General features: G+C 71.7%; 18 protein-coding genes. 7 read left to right on the top strand and 11 right to left on the bottom strand.

Annotated elements, in window-relative coordinates; translation table 11 throughout:
* Nucleotides 1-214: 214 nt before the first annotated feature.
* The 4 genes from AC0VY3_RS18970 to AC0VY3_RS18955 all read left to right on the top strand — a co-directional run bounded on the left by AC0VY3_RS18970 (nt 215) and on the right by AC0VY3_RS18955 (nt 2,245).
* Nucleotides 215-433: an MbtH family protein gene (locus AC0VY3_RS18970; protein ID WP_103508541.1), complete on the top strand. Its 219-nt coding sequence runs from the start codon at nt 215-217 to the stop codon at nt 431-433.
* 301 nt (nt 434-734) lie between these two features.
* Nucleotides 735-1,292 (top strand): nitrobindin family protein, encoded by a 558-nt coding sequence (locus AC0VY3_RS18965; protein ID WP_475550109.1) that lies wholly within the window; start codon nt 735-737, stop codon nt 1,290-1,292.
* Nucleotides 1,293-1,378: 86 nt separating this feature from the next.
* Nucleotides 1,379-1,807, top strand: a complete 429-nt coding sequence (locus AC0VY3_RS18960; protein WP_475550108.1) for a DUF4190 domain-containing protein — start codon at nt 1,379-1,381, stop codon at nt 1,805-1,807.
* Between the two features lie 51 nt (nt 1,808-1,858).
* Complete coding sequence (locus AC0VY3_RS18955) at nt 1,859-2,245, top strand: VOC family protein (protein WP_098024863.1); 387 nt, start codon at nt 1,859-1,861, stop codon at nt 2,243-2,245.
* Here the strand turns inward: AC0VY3_RS18955 and AC0VY3_RS18950 are convergent.
* On the bottom strand, nt 2,233-3,114 hold the full coding sequence (locus AC0VY3_RS18950; RefSeq protein ID WP_475550107.1) for an NAD(P)H-binding protein: 882 nt from the start codon (nt 3,112-3,114) through the stop codon (nt 2,233-2,235). The genes AC0VY3_RS18955 and AC0VY3_RS18950 overlap by 13 nt on opposite strands.
* 89 nt (nt 3,115-3,203) lie before the next feature.
* Between AC0VY3_RS18950 and AC0VY3_RS18945 the strand changes: the two genes are divergently transcribed.
* Both AC0VY3_RS18945 and AC0VY3_RS18940 read left to right on the top strand, forming a co-directional pair.
* Nucleotides 3,204-3,797, top strand: coding sequence for a TetR/AcrR family transcriptional regulator (locus AC0VY3_RS18945; RefSeq protein ID WP_103508502.1), 594 nt, complete (start codon nt 3,204-3,206; stop codon nt 3,795-3,797).
* A gap of 168 nt (nt 3,798-3,965) precedes the next feature.
* A complete protein-coding gene (locus AC0VY3_RS18940; protein ID WP_370454205.1) occupies nt 3,966-4,043 on the top strand; it encodes a 50S ribosomal protein bL37 in 78 nt (25 codons plus the stop codon).
* A gap of 117 nt (nt 4,044-4,160) precedes the next feature.
* Here AC0VY3_RS18940 and AC0VY3_RS18935 read toward each other — a convergent pair whose 3' ends face one another.
* From AC0VY3_RS18935 to AC0VY3_RS18895, 9 genes are all read right to left on the bottom strand, one after another.
* Nucleotides 4,161-5,099, bottom strand: a complete 939-nt coding sequence (locus AC0VY3_RS18935; RefSeq protein ID WP_103508501.1) for a carbohydrate kinase family protein — start codon at nt 5,097-5,099, stop codon at nt 4,161-4,163.
* Entirely contained in the window at nt 5,096-6,085 is a 990-nt protein-coding gene (locus tag AC0VY3_RS18930; RefSeq protein WP_103508500.1) for a zinc-dependent alcohol dehydrogenase family protein, read from the bottom strand. Before AC0VY3_RS18930 ends, AC0VY3_RS18935 begins: the two co-directional genes overlap by 4 nt.
* The gene (locus AC0VY3_RS18925) at nt 6,082-6,963 is read right to left on the bottom strand and encodes a carbohydrate ABC transporter permease (protein ID WP_103508499.1); all 882 of its coding nucleotides are present in this window, start codon (nt 6,961-6,963) and stop codon (nt 6,082-6,084) included. Before AC0VY3_RS18925 ends, AC0VY3_RS18930 begins: the two co-directional genes overlap by 4 nt.
* Nucleotides 6,960-7,925, bottom strand: coding sequence for a carbohydrate ABC transporter permease (locus tag AC0VY3_RS18920; RefSeq protein ID WP_103508498.1), 966 nt, complete (start codon nt 7,923-7,925; stop codon nt 6,960-6,962). The genes AC0VY3_RS18925 and AC0VY3_RS18920 overlap by 4 nt, the downstream gene beginning before the upstream one ends.
* A complete protein-coding gene (locus AC0VY3_RS18915; RefSeq protein WP_103508497.1) occupies nt 7,922-9,289 on the bottom strand; it encodes an ABC transporter substrate-binding protein in 1,368 nt (455 codons plus the stop codon). Before AC0VY3_RS18915 ends, AC0VY3_RS18920 begins: the two co-directional genes overlap by 4 nt.
* Before the next feature lie 140 nt (nt 9,290-9,429).
* Entirely contained in the window at nt 9,430-10,191 is a 762-nt protein-coding gene (locus AC0VY3_RS18910; RefSeq protein WP_030632474.1) for a DeoR/GlpR family DNA-binding transcription regulator, read from the bottom strand.
* A gap of 340 nt (nt 10,192-10,531) precedes the next feature.
* Nucleotides 10,532-11,626, bottom strand: coding sequence for a Rieske 2Fe-2S domain-containing protein (locus AC0VY3_RS18905; protein WP_475550106.1), 1,095 nt, complete (start codon nt 11,624-11,626; stop codon nt 10,532-10,534).
* 125 nt (nt 11,627-11,751) lie between these two features.
* Nucleotides 11,752-12,651 carry a TIGR03620 family F420-dependent LLM class oxidoreductase gene (locus AC0VY3_RS18900; RefSeq protein WP_475550105.1) on the bottom strand — a complete coding sequence of 300 codons (900 nt, stop codon included), beginning with the start codon at nt 12,649-12,651 and terminating at the stop codon, nt 11,752-11,754.
* Nucleotides 12,652-12,733: 82 nt separating this feature from the next.
* Nucleotides 12,734-13,936, bottom strand: a complete 1,203-nt coding sequence (locus AC0VY3_RS18895) for an erythromycin esterase family protein (protein WP_103508494.1) — start codon at nt 13,934-13,936, stop codon at nt 12,734-12,736.
* Nucleotides 13,937-13,994: 58 nt separating this feature from the next.
* Here AC0VY3_RS18895 and AC0VY3_RS18890 point away from each other — a divergent pair, with 58 nt between their 5' ends.
* Complete coding sequence (locus tag AC0VY3_RS18890; RefSeq protein ID WP_475550104.1) at nt 13,995-14,789, top strand: TioE family transcriptional regulator; 795 nt, start codon at nt 13,995-13,997, stop codon at nt 14,787-14,789.
* Here the strand turns inward: AC0VY3_RS18890 and AC0VY3_RS18885 are convergent.
* On the bottom strand, nt 14,717-16,375 hold the full coding sequence (locus AC0VY3_RS18885; RefSeq protein ID WP_475550103.1) for an acyl-CoA dehydrogenase family protein: 1,659 nt from the start codon (nt 16,373-16,375) through the stop codon (nt 14,717-14,719). The genes AC0VY3_RS18890 and AC0VY3_RS18885 overlap by 73 nt on opposite strands.
* Nucleotides 16,376-16,422 lie beyond the last annotated feature (47 nt).

The following is a 16,422-nucleotide window of genomic DNA, read 5'->3' as shown; positions in this document are numbered from 1 at the left end:
CCGGTCAACCGGTCTGTGCGGCAGGCCGGGTGACGGCGCGTGGCGCACCGGTGCCGCGTGAAGGAGAGTCCCGATCACCGAAACGTCCCTGCCGAGCGGAGAAGTCGTCGTCGACCACGCGAGTCGCGGGGCCGGTGAGTCAACCGTGCGGTGGGTGGGTAGGGTCGCCAACAGTCAAGTGAAGACAGCCTTGCCTAAGTGAATGGAGGATGCGGTGACCAATCCGTTCGAGGACGAGGACGGCACCTACCTGGTGCTCGTCAACGACGAGGGACAGCACTCCTTGTGGCCCGCGTTCGCCGAAGTACCCTCCGGGTGGGCCGTGGCCCACCCGGAGGACACCCGCCGGGCCTGCCTGGACTACGTCGAGCGGAACTGGACAGATCTACGGCCCAAGAGCCTGAGGGACAGCATGGCGGCCGATCCCGCGTGAGCCCTCGGGTGGTCGGACGGGCGGACCGCACCCTGGTTCCGCGCCTCCAAGCACGGGGCCGTCGCCCGCCGGTCCGACCCGATCACCGGGGCCCGACCTTTGTCCCGTAGTTCCAGGCGGGCGAACGACGACAACTACGGCACCTCGCCGTGGCGTCGGTGCGCCCGACTGCTGCTGGAGGCGAACCGCTCCTCTGCCCAGCGTTGCATCGGACCCAACGCCGTGCGCTGATCGACCGGGTGTCACGGGACACCCCCTAGGCTGCGACTCCGAGCCGGCCCGACCCAGGAGCGCACACCCCATGCACGACCCCGTCCGCCAACTGCCCTTCCCCGACGCTCTCCGCCCGGACGCGTCACCCGCACCGCATCCGCTGCTCGCCCCGGTGACCGGATACCTCGGCACCTGGCGGGGCACGGGACGCGGCGGGTATCCGACGCTGGAGGCGGAATTCACGTATGCGCAGGAGGTCACCTTCAGCCACGACGGCAGGCCCTTCCTCGCGTACGAGGCCCGCGCCTGGCTGCTCGACGCCGACGGGCGCCCCCTGCGACCCTCCGCCCGGGAGAGCGGCTGGTGGCGGCTGCAGCCGGACGGCCGGGTGGAGGCCCTGATCACCCAGCCCACCGGCATCGCGGAGATCTCGGTCGGCCACGCCCGCGACGGCGCCGTAGACCTCGCCACCGAGCAGGTGTCCCTCGCCCCCACCGCCAAGGAGGTCGAGGCCACCCGCCGCCGCTACACGCTGACGGACCGGGACACGCTCGCCTTCGTCCACGATCTCGCCGCGATCGGCCTGCCGCTGCAGCACCACCTCTCGGCCGAGCTCTACCGGGAAGCCCCTGGCCAGCGCGTTTAGTTGCCGGAGCGTGACCAAAGCGGCGATTGGCGGCCGCAGCGCGGGGCAGGTGCACGGAAAGCCAGGAGAACAGGAGCACCATCCCGATGTCCCTTCCCTCGTACCCGGATTCCTCGTACCCGGGGCAGCCCGCGGCCGGTCAGGACCTCTACGGCAGCCCGCAGCCCGCACGGACGAACGGCTTCGCGGTCGCCGCACTCGTCCTGGGCCTCGTCGCCTGCCTGCTCTTCTGGACCGTGCTGGGCGGGCTGCTCCTCGGCCTGCTCGCCATCGTCTTCGGCATCGTCGCCGCGCTCCGCACCCGCCAGGGCCGCGCGCCGCGCCGGACGATGGCGATAGTCGGGGCCGTGTTGGGGGCGCTCGGGCTCATCGGGTCCGCGATCGTCCTCGTGGTGGCCATCTCCGTGTTCGACTCCGAGGAGTTCAAGAACTTCGAGGACTGTATGGACCGGGCCAGCGGCCAGGCGGCCGAGAACCGGTGCACGGACGACTTCATCGACGAGCTCAGCAACTGACGGATCCCGAGGGACCCGGCTCCCGCAGGTCCGACGGCGTACGCTCGGCCCATGGTGCACGTACTGGGCAGCAGGATTCTGCTGCACCCCACCGACCCCGAGCGTTCCCGCGCCTTCTACGGCGAGGCCCTGGGCCTCGCCGTCTACCGGGAGTTCGGCACAGGCCCCGAGCGCGGCACGGTCTACTTCCTCGGCGGCGGGTTCCTCGAGGTCTCCGGCCGGAGCGAGGAGCCGCCCTCCCCGGCCGTGCGGATCTGGCTCCAGGTCGACGACGCCGAGGCCGCCCACGACGAACTGCGGGCGAAGGGCGTGAGCGTCCTGCGACCGCCGAAACGTGAGCCCTGGGGGCTGGTCGAGATGTGGATCGAGGACCCCGACGGGGTGCGGATCGCCGTCGTCGAGGTGCCGGACGACCATCCGTTGCGCTACCGGCCCTGAGCGACGGCCCCGTCCGTCAACGGCCGCAACTCCCGTCCCACGAACGTGTCGAAGTCGCCCGGCGGCCGCCCGGTGACGCGCAGCACGGTGTCGGTGACCCGGTCCTCGGCCCCCTCGGCGATGGCGCGGTCCAGTCCGGCGAGCAGCTCCGCGAACGGGACGGGTATCCCGGAGGCGGCGAGCCGGTCGCGCATCGCCTCGTACCCCAGGCGCTCATGGACCACTGGGCGTCCGGTGCCCCGGCCGACGGCCGCCGCGACCTCGTCGTAACTCAGCGCCCGGGGCCCGGTGATGACCAGATCGGAGTCGGGGGACCGCTCGTCGGTCAGGGCGTGCACGGCGACGGCGGCGATGTCCTCCGCGTCCACGAACCCGACCCGCCCGCCGCCCGTGGCCGTTCTGATGACCCCGGCCTCGTGGATGCTCAGCGCGTGCAGATGGGCGCCGGTGAAGTTCTGCATGAACCAGGACGGCCGCAGCACGGCCCACGCGCCGAAGAGGTCCGGCAGGGCCTGGTGGACGAGGCCGGTCGCGGGTCCGCCCGAGGGGATCGCGGAGGAGCTGAGCAGCACCGCACGGCCCACACCGGCGTCGCGGGCCCGCTCCAGGAAGGGCAGCATCGGCCCGGCGGGCTCCGGGTGGCCGACCGGCGGCACCAGATAGACCCGGTCCACTCCGGTCAGCGCCGGGCCGTGGCTCGTGGAGTCCTCCCAGTCGAAGCGGACCTCCTCGGCGCCGGGGACCGCGCGGGCGGTCCGGGAGGCGGCGCGCACCCGGTGGCCCGCGGCGGAGAGCCGAGCGGCCACGCGGCTTCCGGTGGTGCCGGTCGCGCCGATGACCAGGGTCGCGGGGGCTGAGTCGGGGTTCATGAAAGCTCCGTCACCTAGAATGTGGACCCTGGGTCCGTTTCGTGCTCGACGATACGGACCGCTGGTCCGTTTTGCAATCGAGGAGCGCCATGACCGCCCGCACGCCCCGCAAGGACGCCGTCCGCAACCGTGCGGCCGTCCTCGCCGCGGCCGATGAGCTCTTCGCCCGCAGCGAGAGCCCCGCGACCATCACGATGGCCGACATCGCGGCGGCTGCCGGCGTCGGCAAGGCGACCCTCTTCCGCGGCTTCGGCGACCGCACCGGGCTGATCCGGGAGCTGTTCGCCACCCGCCTCGATCCGATCAGGGCCGCCGTCGAGGACGGCCCCCCGCCGCTCGGCCCCGCCACCCCGCCGCACCGCCGGATCCCCGCACTGCTCGATGCCGTCCTGTGCCTCAAGCTCGACAACCGTCATCTCGCCCTCGCCCTGGAGGACACCGGCGACGCGGGCCCCTACCGGGCCGAGCACTACGAACGCTGGCACCGCGTCCTGCGGGACATGCTGGACCGGATCGACGGCCTCGCCGACAGCGCGTTCGCCGCCCACGCCCTGCTGGCGGCCACCCGCGCGGATCTCGTCGAACACCTGGTCGCTCAGCAGGACATGTCGCACGAGGAGATCCGCGCCCACCTGGCGCGCTACACCGCCCGGGTCATCGGAGCCGGCGCGCCCGACGCCTGACCGGCGGACTCCGCACACCTGTCCACACCCGCCCGCCGCGCACCGCCGGTTGCATGCGCACCAGGTGTTTGCCACGGTGTCCCTGGGCAGGCGTCCCGGTGATCGTCGGGCCGTGCCGCCCGGTGACCGCCCGCAACGGAAGCACACCGCAGAGAGAAGGAGGGGTCGATGTCCTCGAAGCGACGTCGTAAGAAGAAGGCCCGCCGCAAGAACGGCGCGAACCACGGCAAGCGTCCGCAGAGCTGAGACGACGCCGCGGCCCCACCGGGCGGAGGAGCCCGGTGGGGCCGCGGCGTTTCCGTGGGCCGGGGGAGGGCCGTGCGGAACTCGGGTCCCGATGGTGATGCCCGACGAGCGCCGGGTTCACACCCCAAGCGGTGCCGTGGGTTCCGTTCCCGCCCTGGCGCAGACCGACGCCGCAGTCCCGACCGCGTACTCCAGCATCGCCTTCGTCCGCCCGGCGGGCAGCGCCGGATCCCACCCGGCCTCCGCCCCGAGCCAGGTCAGCATCCCCGCCATGAACGCGTCGCCCGCGCCGATGGTGTTCACCACCCGCACCGGCAGGGCGGGGACCGAGACCGCCGGGGCGTCATGGACGTACGCGGTCGCGCCCCGCGACCCCCGTGTCATCACCACCAGCCGCCCCTGCCCGGCCAGCCTGCGGCAGCTCTCCTCCGGGGCCGCGTCCGGCCACAGCCGCACCAGGTCCTCGTCGCTCGCCTTCACGACCTGCGCGAGCGAGCACAGCTCGCGCAGCCGCTCCAGGCTCCGCACCGGATCGAGCGTCCGGTCCTCACGCACATTCGGGTCCACCACGAGCAGCCCCGCGCGGGAGGCCGCCCGCGCGGTCGCGGCCACGACGCCTGCCGCCGGCTCCACCACCGCGGCGAGCCCGCCCACGTACACCGCGCCGAAGCGCGCCGCCTCCGGCGCCCGGTCCGGCAGCCGGAAGGTCGCCGTGTCCTGGAGATGGAAGTGGTAGGTGTTCCCGTGATCGCCCAGGTCGGCCACCGCGAGCGCCGTGGGCAGCGCCGGCCGGGCACTCAGCGAGAGGTCGACGCCCGCACCGGTCAGCCATGCCTCGATCCGGCGTCCGAAGGCGTCGTCGCCGAGCCCGCCCACGAAGGACGGCCGTCCGCCGAGCCGGGCCAGGCCCACCGCGACGTTCGCGGGCGCGCCGCCCGGCTGGGCCGACAGCACCCCGGAGTCACCGTCGGCCGGGACCAGATCCACCAGCGCCTCGCCCAGCACGAGGACGGCGCCGGGGTCCGGAGCGGCGCCCGGGTCCGCGGACTCCCTCACGGCTCCACCACGATCTTGCGGCCGATACCCGCCTGGAAGCGCTCGATCGCCTGCGGGTACTGCTCCAGCGGCAGCCGGTCGCTGATGAACACCGAGGCATCCAGCACCCCGCTCGCGAAGAGCGCGGCGGCCCGCTCGTAACTGTGCAGGACCGCCATCGAGCCGGTGATGGTGATCTCCTGGTTGTAGATCCGGTACGGCTCGATCACCGCCGTCGTCGCGTAGTCGGAGACCCCGAACTGGAGGAACGTACCGCCCTTGGCGACCCTCCCCAGACCGTCCTGGATCGCCCCGGCGTTGCCCGTCGCGTCGATGACCACGTCCCAGCCGCCCGGACGGTCCAGCTCCTCGGCACGGGCCGCCGCACCGGTGCAGCCGAGCGTCGTCGCGGTGGCCAGCCGCTGGGCGTTGACGTCCAGCACGTCCACCGACGCGGCGCCGGTGCGCTTGGCCAGCTCCAGCATCATCAGCCCCATGGTCCCGGACCCGTAGATCAGCACCTGGGCCCCGAGATTGCCGTTGAGGACGTCGTAGCCGCGCACCGCGCAGGACAGCGGCTCGATCAGCGCCGCGTCCCGGACGTCGATGTGCTCCGGCAGGCGTACGCAGTTGGCGACCGGCGCCACCGCGAACTCCGCCGCGCCGCCGGGCACCGTGACACCGATCGCCGCCCAGTTGTCACAGAGGTTGCCCCGGCCCGAACGGCAGTAACGGCACTCGTGACAGTGCAGCGAGGGGTCCACGGCCACCTTGTCGCCGATGGACAGCTCGGTGACGTCCGTGCCCAGGCCCACGATCTCCCCGGCGAACTCGTGCCCCGGGACGATCGGCAGCGTCGGCGCGAACTCGCCCTGGAGGATGTGGAGGTCGGTGCCGCACAGCCCGCACGAGGCGACCTTGACGACCACGTCGCGGGGGCCGGGCGTGGGGTCCGCGACGGTGGTCACGGAGACCTTGCCGACGGATTCGACGATGGCTGCCCTCATTTGACTGCTCCCAGCGAGAGGCCCTGGACGAGTTTGTCCTGGGCGGCGTAGCCGGCGACGAGCACCGGCAGGGACACGACCACGGACGCCGCGCACAGCTGGGCGAGGAAGAGACCCTGGCTGGTGACGAAGGTGGTCAGATGGACGGGCGCGGTACCGGCGACCACGCCGGTCAGCACCCGTGCGAACAGCAGCTCGTTCCAGCTGAAGATGAAGCAGATCAGGGCGGTCGCGGCGATCCCGGGACCGGCGACCGGGGCGACCACCCGGCGCAGCACCGTCGGCAGCCGGGCCCCGTCGACCTGCGCCGCCTCGATGATGGAGACGGGGACGTCCGCGAGGAAGGACTGCATCATCCACACCGCGATCGGCAGGTTCATCGAGGTGTAGAGCAGGACCAGCAGCCAGATGTTGTCCAGCAGGCCGGTGTTCTTCGCGAACAGGTACACCGGCAGCAGTCCGGCTACCACGGGCAGCATCTTGGTGGACAGGAAGAAGAACATCACGTCCGTCCACTTGCGCACCCGCCGGATGGACAGCGCGTACGCGGCAGGAAGCGCGAGCAGCAGCACCAGCACGGTCGAGAAGAACGAGGCCGCCAGCGAGTTGACCAGCGGGGGCCACGGCGTCGGGCCGCCTCCGCCACCGAAGAACGTGCGGTAGCCGTCCAGCGTCAGCGCGGCGGCGAGCGAGGGCGGGTTGGTCGCCGCGTCGGCCTCCGCGTGGAAGGACGTCAGCACCATCCACAGCGCGGGCAGACAGAAACCGATCCCCACCACCCAGGCGACCACGCCCAGGGCGGCCGAGCGCCGACGGGCCTTGCGCGTGGCTGCGTTGGCGGAAGCGGCGGATACGGATGTCGCGGTCGAGACGCTCATGCGCGGCTCGCCTCCTCACGGAAGAGGGAGGAGACCACCCGGAGCGCGAAGGTGGCGATGATGATCGTGCCGATCACCACGACCACACCCGCGGCGGACGCCAGCCCGTACTCATGGGCCCGGTAGAAGGTCTCGTAGACGGTGTACGGGAGGTTGGCGGTGCCGAGACCGCCGGAGGTGATCGTGAACACCGCGTCGAAGTTCTGCACGATGTACACCGACCCGAGCAGGATGCCCAGTTCGAGGTAGCGGCGCAGATGCGGCAGGGTCAGATAGCGGAATATCTGCCAGGGCCCGGCCCCGTCCAGCCGCGCCGCCTCCATGATCTCGGCCGGCCGGCTCTGCAGCCCGGCCAGCAGGATCAGCATCATGAACGGCGTCCACTGCCACACCAGCGACGCCTCGATGGCGATCAGCGGCATCTCGGTGGTCCACTCGGGCTGCACCATGGACTCGATGCCGAACAGCTCGCCGAACCACGTGAGCGCCCCGTTGAACAGCCCGTACTCCGGGTTGTAGAGCGCGTGCTTCCACAGCAGCGCGGCGGAGACCGGCACCAGCAGGAACGGGGTGATCAGCAGGGTGCGCACGAACCCCCGGCCGAAGAAGGTGCGGTCCAGCAGCAGGGCGAAGACGAGCCCCAGCACGACGCTGACGATCACGACGGACGCGGTCAGGACGACGGTCGTCACGACCGATTCGCGCAACGCCTCGTCGGTGAAGACCGATGCGTAGTTGGACAACCCGGTGAAGTGGCGCTTCTCCGGCTTGAGGGAGTTCCAGTCGAAGAGGGAGATCACCAGGGTCGCCACGAAGGGCAGCTGGGTGACGGCGATCAGGAAGATCAGCGCGGGCAGCAGGGGAGCACGGGTCGCCCAGGCGCGCCGACGGTTCCCGGCGCCCGGCTTCTTCGCCGGAGCCTGCGGGGAGGCCGTGGTCTCTCTGGTTGCGGTGACGGTCATCGGTACTCCTCCGCGACCTTCTCGGCGAGCTTCTGGGAGGCGGCGAGCGCGGCGTCCACCGACTGCCGGCCCGCGATGGCGGCGCTGATCTCCTGCGCCACCCGGGTGCCCAGATCGGTGAACTCCGGTACGCCGACGAACTGGATGCCCGCCGTCGGGCGGGGCTGGGTGCCCGGGTTCTTCGGATCGGCCTCGGAGATGGCCCGCTCCGTGACGTCGGCGAACGCGCCTGCCTCCGCCCGGTAGTCCGGATTGGCATAGGTGGAGGCCCGTTTGCCGGCCGGCACGTTGGACCAGCCGCTGGTGGCGCCGACGAGCTCCTCGTACTCCTTGCCGGAGGCCCAGGAGACGAACTTCCAGGCGTCGTCGGACTTCTTGGACGCCTTCTGCAGCCCCCAGGCCCAGGTGTAGAGCCAGCCGGAGCTGTCGGTCCGCTCGACGGGGGCGGGGACGTAACCGATCTTCCCCTTCACCGGGGAGCCCTTCGCCTCCAGGGAGCCGGCGCCCGCGGTGGCGTCGTACCACATGGCGGTCTTGCCCTGCGTCATGTTGTTCAGGCACTCGGCGTACCCGGACTGCGGCGCACCGAGCTCCCCGTGCTCGCGCACCAGGTCGACATAGAACTTCGTCGCCTTCTTGAACTCCGGTGCGGTCAGCCGCGGTTCCCAGTCCTCGGTGAACCAGGTGCCGCCCATCGTGTTGACGACGGTGGTCAGCGGGGCGATGACCTCGCCCCAGCCCGGGAGCCCGCGCAGGCAGATGCCCTTCATCCCGCGCTCCGCCCCGTCCGTCTGCTCGGCGAGCTCGGCCACCTGCTCCCAGGTCGGCTTCTCGGGCATCGTGAGGCCCTGCTCCTCGAAGACGTCCTTGCGGTACATCAGGAAGGACGACTCCCCGTAGAACGGCTGGGCGTAGAGCTTGCCGTCCTCGGCGGTGAGCGAGTCCTGGAGCGGTTGAAGAATGTCCTCCTGGTCGAAGGCGGTGTCGGCCTTCGCGTAGTCGTCGAGAGGGTGGAGCCAGCCGTTCTTCGCGAAGAACGGCAGCTCGAAGTTGCTGATGGTGGCGATGTCGTACTGACCGGCCTGGTTGGAGAAGTCCTGGCTGATCTTGTCGCGTACGTCGTTCTCGGGCAGCACCGTGAAGTGGACCTTGATGCCGGTCTCCTTCGTGAAGTGCTTCGCGGTCAGCTTCTGCAGCTCGATCATCTGCGGGTTGTTCACCATCAGTACGTTCAGCGCGTCACCGCCGCCGAAGGAGGTCCCGCCCGCTCCGGCACAGCCGGTGGCGAGCAGGGCCAGGGCGGCGGTCACGGCACAGGTCCGACCGCGCATACGTGGTCGGCGGCGGCGTCCTGGATGAGGCATGGGGGCTCCTGATCAGTCGTAGCGGCTCGGTGATCGGGTCGTTGAGGGCATGGCGAGCCAGGCCCCGGCGGATTGGGTTGAGCGGTGGTGGGGGAGCGGCTGCGGGAGCCGTGCGGTCGGCGGTACGGGCGGGGGCCCGGTCAGACGCGGATGACCTGGGGGCCCAGGAGGGAGTAGCGCTGGGCCTCGGCCGAGGGGAGCCCGGCGTCGGTGACGATCGCTTCGAAGTCCCCGACCCCGGCGAACCGGCAGAAACTCACCGCCCCGAACTTGCTGTGGATCCCGGCGAAGATCCGCCGCCGCGAACTCCGCAGCGCCTGCGCCTTCACCTCGGCGACGGCGGGGTCCGGGGTGGTGAGCCCGTACTCGCGGGAGATGCCGTTGGCCCCGAGATACGCCAGGTCGATGACGAAGTCCGCGAGCATCCGGGAGGCCCAGTGGTCGACGGTCGCCATCGTCGAGCCGCGCACCCGGCCGCCCAGCAGCAGCACCGAGGTCTTCTCCGCCCCGGCGAGGGAGGTGGCGACGGCCAGGGAAGCGGTGACGACGGTCAGCGGCCGGTTCTGGGGAAGTGCCTCGGCCACCAGCTGAGGGGTGAAGCCCTCGTCGACGAAGACCGTCTCGGCGTCGCCGAGCAGATCGGCGGCGGCGGCCGCGATCCGCGATTTCTGCGGAACGTTACGGGTGGTGCGGACGGCGAGCGTGGTCTCGAAACCGGCCGACTCCACCGGGTAGGCGCCGCCGTGGGTCCGCCGGACGAGCCCGTGCTCCTCCAGCACGTGCAGATCGCGGCGGACAGTCTCCTTGGCCACCTTGAACAGGTCCGCGAGGGCGTTCACCCCGACCGACCCCTCCCGCCGGGCCGTGTCCAGAATTCCCCGCCGGCGTTCCTCGGTGTCCACGGCGCACTTCCCTGGTCGCTGCTGGGCCCGCTACGGGCAGGGCCCGCTTGTCCGTTCGGGCTCATGTGTCGTTTGTACAAGCAGTACCAGGGCCACGAACAGCCGCTTCACCAGATCCGCTCGGTCCGTTCATGCCCGTTTCCGCGAATGCGACGGTGCTGGTCAGGGCCGGTGAGGTCGTTGATCCGGTCGCCCAGGACGCCCGATTTCCCGTGACCAATGCCCGAATGGCGCCCGAAGCGCGGAGGCGCGGCCTCCGCGGTGCCGGGAAGAGGCACGGGAAGGCCGGTTCAAGAGGCGCGGGGAGACCGGGCACGAGGCCGGAGCGGCGCTGGGTCGATCAGGGGAGCACGGCGCCGTCCTCGCCCTCGCCGCGGTGGGGCCGGGGCACCGAAGTCCTGCCGGGTGTTTCCGGATAGAACCGCTTGGCCCAGCGCCGGAACGGTCCGATCGGCCCGTCCCCGGAAGCCAGCCGGGGCGGCTGCTGGTACTGCTTGTGATGCCAGATCGGGAAATCGGCGGCGGTGAACTCGCAACTGGACCGGTAGACGGGGCGGTCCAGCAGCCGGGCCGCGACACGGCTGACGAGCCGGGCCGACCGGGGCGGCAGCCGGCTCGGCTCGTCGAAGGCGATGCGGTTCAGCTGCCGGAACTGCATCCGGTTGGGTCCGACGGCCGTCGGCATCACCATCGTGCACATCCGCAGCCCGAAACGGGGCGTGTGCACATCGGCGTGCAGACAGCCGAGCCCATGGCCGTGCACCTGCACATCGACGGTGAAGTCACCCACGAGCGGCGCGGACTCGTGGGCCCGCATGGAGACACGGAACTCCGCACCGTCGTACACCACCGGGCCGTCGATCTCGGCCTTCGCCCAGCCGTGCAGAGTGGCGAAGTGCCCGAGGTCGACCGCGTTCTCGATGACCTCCTGGACGTTGCCGGCCAACTCCCAGGCGGCCGTACGCGCGGGCCGGTGCCCGATCTCGTGCCACTGCGGGACGGACCAGTCCGGACCCCGGCCGTCGTGGTGCCGCCAGACGAAGACGCCCCCGTTCACCTCATGGACGGGCAGCTGCGTCAGCGGGGACCGCGGCGGCGGCGTGCCGTACCCCGTGCGCACACACGCACCGTCGGGGCCGAACGAGAAGAAGTGGAACGGGCAGGTGAGATCCTCCCCCTCGACCTTCGCCAGGCCGAGATGGGCCCCCAGATGCGGGCAGTACGGGCGGACGGCGCGGAGCACTCCGGTGGCGGTGCGATACAGGACGACGTCCTGCCCCGCGAGCGGCCGGGTGAGCACGGCGCCCGGCCGTAACTCGTGCGAGAAGGCCAGCGCGGACCAGCCGCTCGGGTAGGGCAGGGCAGGCGCCCCTGCCACGTCGGCCGGTGTCGGACCCTCGCTGACGATGCGCCCGTACTCGCGTGACACTCCCACGGCTCCCCCTCCACGATCGCTCGCACGGAGGCTGCCCGGAGCCGCGCCGAGATCCTCCCGACACGCCGCACCTCACCCGAACGGGACGATGGGTGCGACGTGTTGACAGGTGGGGCTCGGGTGCGTCAGAGCTCGTCGCCGAACGCCTCGGCCAGCTCACGCCATGCGGCCCGCGGCAGCCCCGCCCCGCCCTCCTCGGCGGTGAGCACCTGCAACGCGACATGGTCCGCACCCGCGTCGAGGTACTCCTGGGTCCGGCGCCTCACCTGCTCGGCGTCACCCAGCGCGAAGAGGGCGTCAAGGAGGCGGACGCTGCCGCCGCCGCCGAAGTCGCCCTCCGTGAACCCCAGGCGCAACAGGTTGTCGGTGTAGTTGGGCAGCTGGAGATACATCCCCAGCATCGTCCGCGCGGTGGTGCGGGCCCGGTCGAGGTCGGTGTCCAGCACCACGGTCAGCTCCGGGGCGAGCAGCGCGTCGGGTCCGAGAGCCTCGCGGGCCTCCGCGGTGTGCTCGGTGGTGACGAGATAGGGATGCGCCCCCAGCGACCGGCCGGCCGCGAGCTTCAGCATCTTCGGCCCGAGAGCCGCCAGGACCCGATGCCCGGAGCCCACGGACGGTTCGGCGGCGTCGAGCGCGTCGAGGTAGGCCACCATCGCGCTGTACGGCTTCGCGTACTGCGGCACCATCGGTCCGTGGCTGACGCCCAGACCGAGGACGAACCGGCGACGTGCCTCCGGGGCGATCGCCGCGACCCCGGCCGCCACCTCCTCGGCCGTGTGGTTCCAGATGCTCAGGATGCCGGTGGCCACCGTGAGCGTACGGGTGGCGGCCACGACGGCGGCGGCGTCCCCGGGCGTCGGACTGCCCCCGATCCACACGGTGCCGTACCCCAGCCCTTCGAGCTCGGCCAGCGCCTCGGTGATCGCGCCCCTGCCCGCGTCGTCCACCCGCGAAGGGTGCAGGGCGCCGCTCCAGATCCCCACACGTCCGAAAGCCCTGCCCGTACTGGAAGTCTCAGAAGTCATGATGTGATCAACAACAGCCCGGGCCGGCTATTCCTGCCCGGCCGGGATTCACCCGGCCGGGTGTGCGGATCCTGCGCGCTCCTCAGTTCTCCGTGACGTCCTTCATGAACACCACGCCGTCGATGCGGGCCAGGTGCGCCGGGTCGAGAGGTGCGTAGCCGAAGTACGGGGAGGTACGCCGTACGGGGCCCGTGGCGGCGAGGGCGGCGGCCAGCTCGGAGGCGCCCAGCAGACCGGCCTCCTCGGGGAGCGCGTACAGAGCCCCTTCGAGGGTGTCCGGCGGCGGGACGTCGACCCCTTGGTGCCGCATCGTGCCGAAGGCGGTGGCCAGAAAGCCGTACTCCTCGCCCAGGCGGGCGTCGACGATGGAGCCCGCGCTCCACCACTCCAGCCGCCGGCCGCCCATCCGCATCGAGCTCATGTCCCGCTGGAGATGGCCGTTGTGGGCATGTACCAGGACCGGCCCCCGCTCGGCGAGCGCGAAGAGATTGTCGGCCATCATCTGATCCCGCAGGCCCGTCAGCCGTGACAGCCGGCTCGGCGAGGTGTCGGCCATCCAGAAGTGGTAGCGCAGCAGACCCGCGGCGGCCCGTGCGTACAGGCGCGCCCGGTCGAACGCGTCCCGCGAGGTCTCCGCGATCAGCTGCGGTGTCCACGCGTCGAGCAGCGCGCCCAGATCATCGGCGAGCAGCCGCAGTTCCCCGGCCTCGGCCGACCGCCCGAACGACGCGGACGGATCCAGCATCGCCGCCGGGTCGGTCCACCGGTCGTCGGAGCCGATCAGGCGGTCGAGCGTCTCGGCGGTGCAGGGGAGCAGGTCAGGGTCCACATGGTCAGCGAGACAGCGGTGCAGCCGGGTGAGGGTCCGCCGGGGGCTCGCGGCGTACGCCATCTCCAGCGGGCCGTCGAATCCGGCGAAGCGAAGCCGGTCGGAGGAGGGCCGGCCGTCGTTGAACGCGCGCATCCAGCGCACCAGTTCACGATTGGCCGTGGACGCCCCGAGACCATGGCTGAAGCCCCGCTCCAGCACCTCCTCCAGTGAACCCGCGCCCGTCGTCACATGGTCGTCCACCAGCAGCCCCGCGACGCAGTCGCTCTCGATGGCGATGGTCCGGTAGCCCTCCCGCTCGACGAGCTGCCGGAAGAGCGCGTTGCGCAGGCGGAGCGGGGCGTCCACCCCGTGGGTGGGCTCGCCCAGGGTCAGCATCCGGGGCGGGGAGGCGAACAGCTCCATGACGGCGGCCGCCTCGACGGCGTGGGCGATGTCCTTGATGTCGTTGGCCATGGATTCAACCGTATCGTTGAACTCTCGGTTGAAACTTTTCCGCGATAGCGTCCGGATCATGCGGCAAAACCCTCAAACAACGGAACGCCTCAGGCCCGTCGACCTGGCCCGCCGGCACGGGTTGTCGACGCAGGCCGTCAGGAACTACGAGGAGGCGGGCATCCTCCCGGCCGCCGGACGTACGCCCCACGGCTACCGCAGCTACACCCCGCTGCACGCGCACGCCCTCGACGCGTTTCTCGCACTGATCCCCGGCCATGGGCACGGGGGCGCGACGTCGATCATGCGGGCGGTGAACCGCGACGAGCCGGAGGAGGCGTTCCGTATCGTCGACGAGAGCCACGCCCAGCTCCTGGAGGACCGGCGGACGCTGCACGCCGTCGAGAGGGCCCTTTGTGACCTGGCACCCGGCGCCGGGCCCGCACCCGACGAGGCATCGGGCCCCGGCGACATGTTCGTGGGACCACTGGCGGGAAGGCTGGGCATCAGGCCCGCCACCCTCCGGAAATGGGAGCGTGCCGGACTCGTGGCCCCGCGCCGCGACCCGCGGACCGGGTACCGGGTGTACGACGCGACCGACGTACGGGACGCGGGCCTGGCCCACCAACTCAGGCGGGGCGGCTACCGGCTGGAGCAGATCGCCCCGCTGATCGCCCAGGTGCGGGCGGCCGGCGGCCTGGAACCGCTGGCGGCCGCCCTGGGCGACTGGCACGCCCGGCTGACCGCCCGAGGACGCGCGATGCTGGCCGGGGCCGCGGAGCTGGACGCCTACCTCCGCCGTCAGGCGGGCAGTCGCCCCAGCAGGGCCGCGAAGTCCGTGCCCGACGGAAGCGTGCCGAAGGCGAGCCCCTGATCCCCGGCGAGGCGCGAGGCGCAGAACGCGTCGGCCACCGCCCCCGGAGCGTGGCGCACCAGAAGCGAGCCCTGGAGCACGAGAGCGGCCCGTTCGACGACACGGCGGGCCCGGAGCTGCGCGGCCTGCGGGTGCGCCAGCTCGTCCCGCAGCTCCCGCCAGGCCGCATCCAGACGCGCGTCCGCCCCGGCCGCCGCCTCGATCTCGACGTCGAAGGCCGCAACGGACTCGGGCTCACGCGTCAACGCCCGCAGCATGTCCAGGGCGTTGACATTGCCCGAGCCCTCCCAGATGCCGTTGAGCGGAGCCTCGCGGTACAGCCGAGGCATGCCGGACGCCTCGTCGTATCCATTGCCGCCGAGGCACTCCAGGGCCTCGGCGGCCGCGACGGGCTGCCGCTTGCACACCCAGTACTTTCCGACGGCGGTGGCCAGGCGGAGGAAGGCACGTTCCCCGCCGTCGCCCCGGTGCGCACGGTCGGCGGCGCCCGCCAGCCGGAGGGCCAGGGTCGTGGCGGCCTCGGACTCCAGGGCCAGGTCCGCCAGAACATTGCGCATCAGGGGCTGGTCGATCAGCTTGGCGCCGAACACCGAGCGGTGGCGCGCGTGATGGGCCGCCTGCGCCAGCGCGGCACGGATGCCCGCGGCGGAACCGAGGACGCAGTCGAGCCGGGTCATCGTCACCATGTCGATGATGGTCCGCACCCCCTTGCCCTCGTCACCGACGAGCCAGGCGACGGTGTCGTCGAACTCGGGCTCGCTGGAGGCGTTCGAGCGGTTTCCGAGCTTGTCCTTGAGTCGCTGGATGCGGAAGGTGTTGCGGCTCCCGTCAGGCAGCACGCGCGGCACCAGGAAGCACGACAGCCCGCCGGGCGACTGGGCGAGCACCAGGAAGAGATCGTTCATCGGGGCGCTGGTGAACCACTTGTGCCCGCGCAGCCGCCAGGTGCCGTCGGCCTGCTCGACCGCGGTCGTGGTGTTGGCCCGCACATCGGTGCCGCCCTGCTTCTCCGTCATGCCCATACCGGCTAGCAGGCCCTGCTTGGCGGTGGGGGTGCGCAGGCCGGGCTCGTACACCCGGCTGGTCAGCAGCGGTTCGTACACCTTGGAGAGGTCGGGGGAGCGGCGCAGTGCCGGAACGACGGCGTACGTCATCGAGACCGGGCACAGGTGTCCCTGCTCCAGCATGGTGGCCAGCATGAAACCGCCCGCGCGGGCGACATGGGCCCCGGGGCGCGCGTCGGCCCAGGCGGAGCCCGCGAGACCCGCGCCCACCGACGCGCTCATCAGGGAGTGGTAGGCGGGGTGGAACTCGACCTCGTCGACCCGGTGGCCGAAACGGTCATGGGTGCGCAGCTCCGGCTCGTGGCGGTTGGCCTGGTCGGCCCAGCGCTGGGCCTCCTCGCTGCCGACGTAGCGGCCGAAACGGTGCAGCTCGTCGATGTGCCACTCCGCGCCCTCGCGGCGTACCCCTTCGAGCAGCACCGCGTCGTCGGCGGCGTCGTGCCCGGTGAGCGGCGGCGGCTGATTCGTCACCTCGTGCGTCACGGCGGTCGGGTTGCTGCGCGGTGTGTCGGACGTGGGCATCGGATCTCCTCCGGGAGGCGGGGCGGGCTGGGTGCACGGGGGCAGGA

Source organism: Streptomyces sp. iso_384 (genome assembly GCF_056172905.1).
This window is presented reverse-complemented; position numbering and strand designations above follow the sequence as displayed.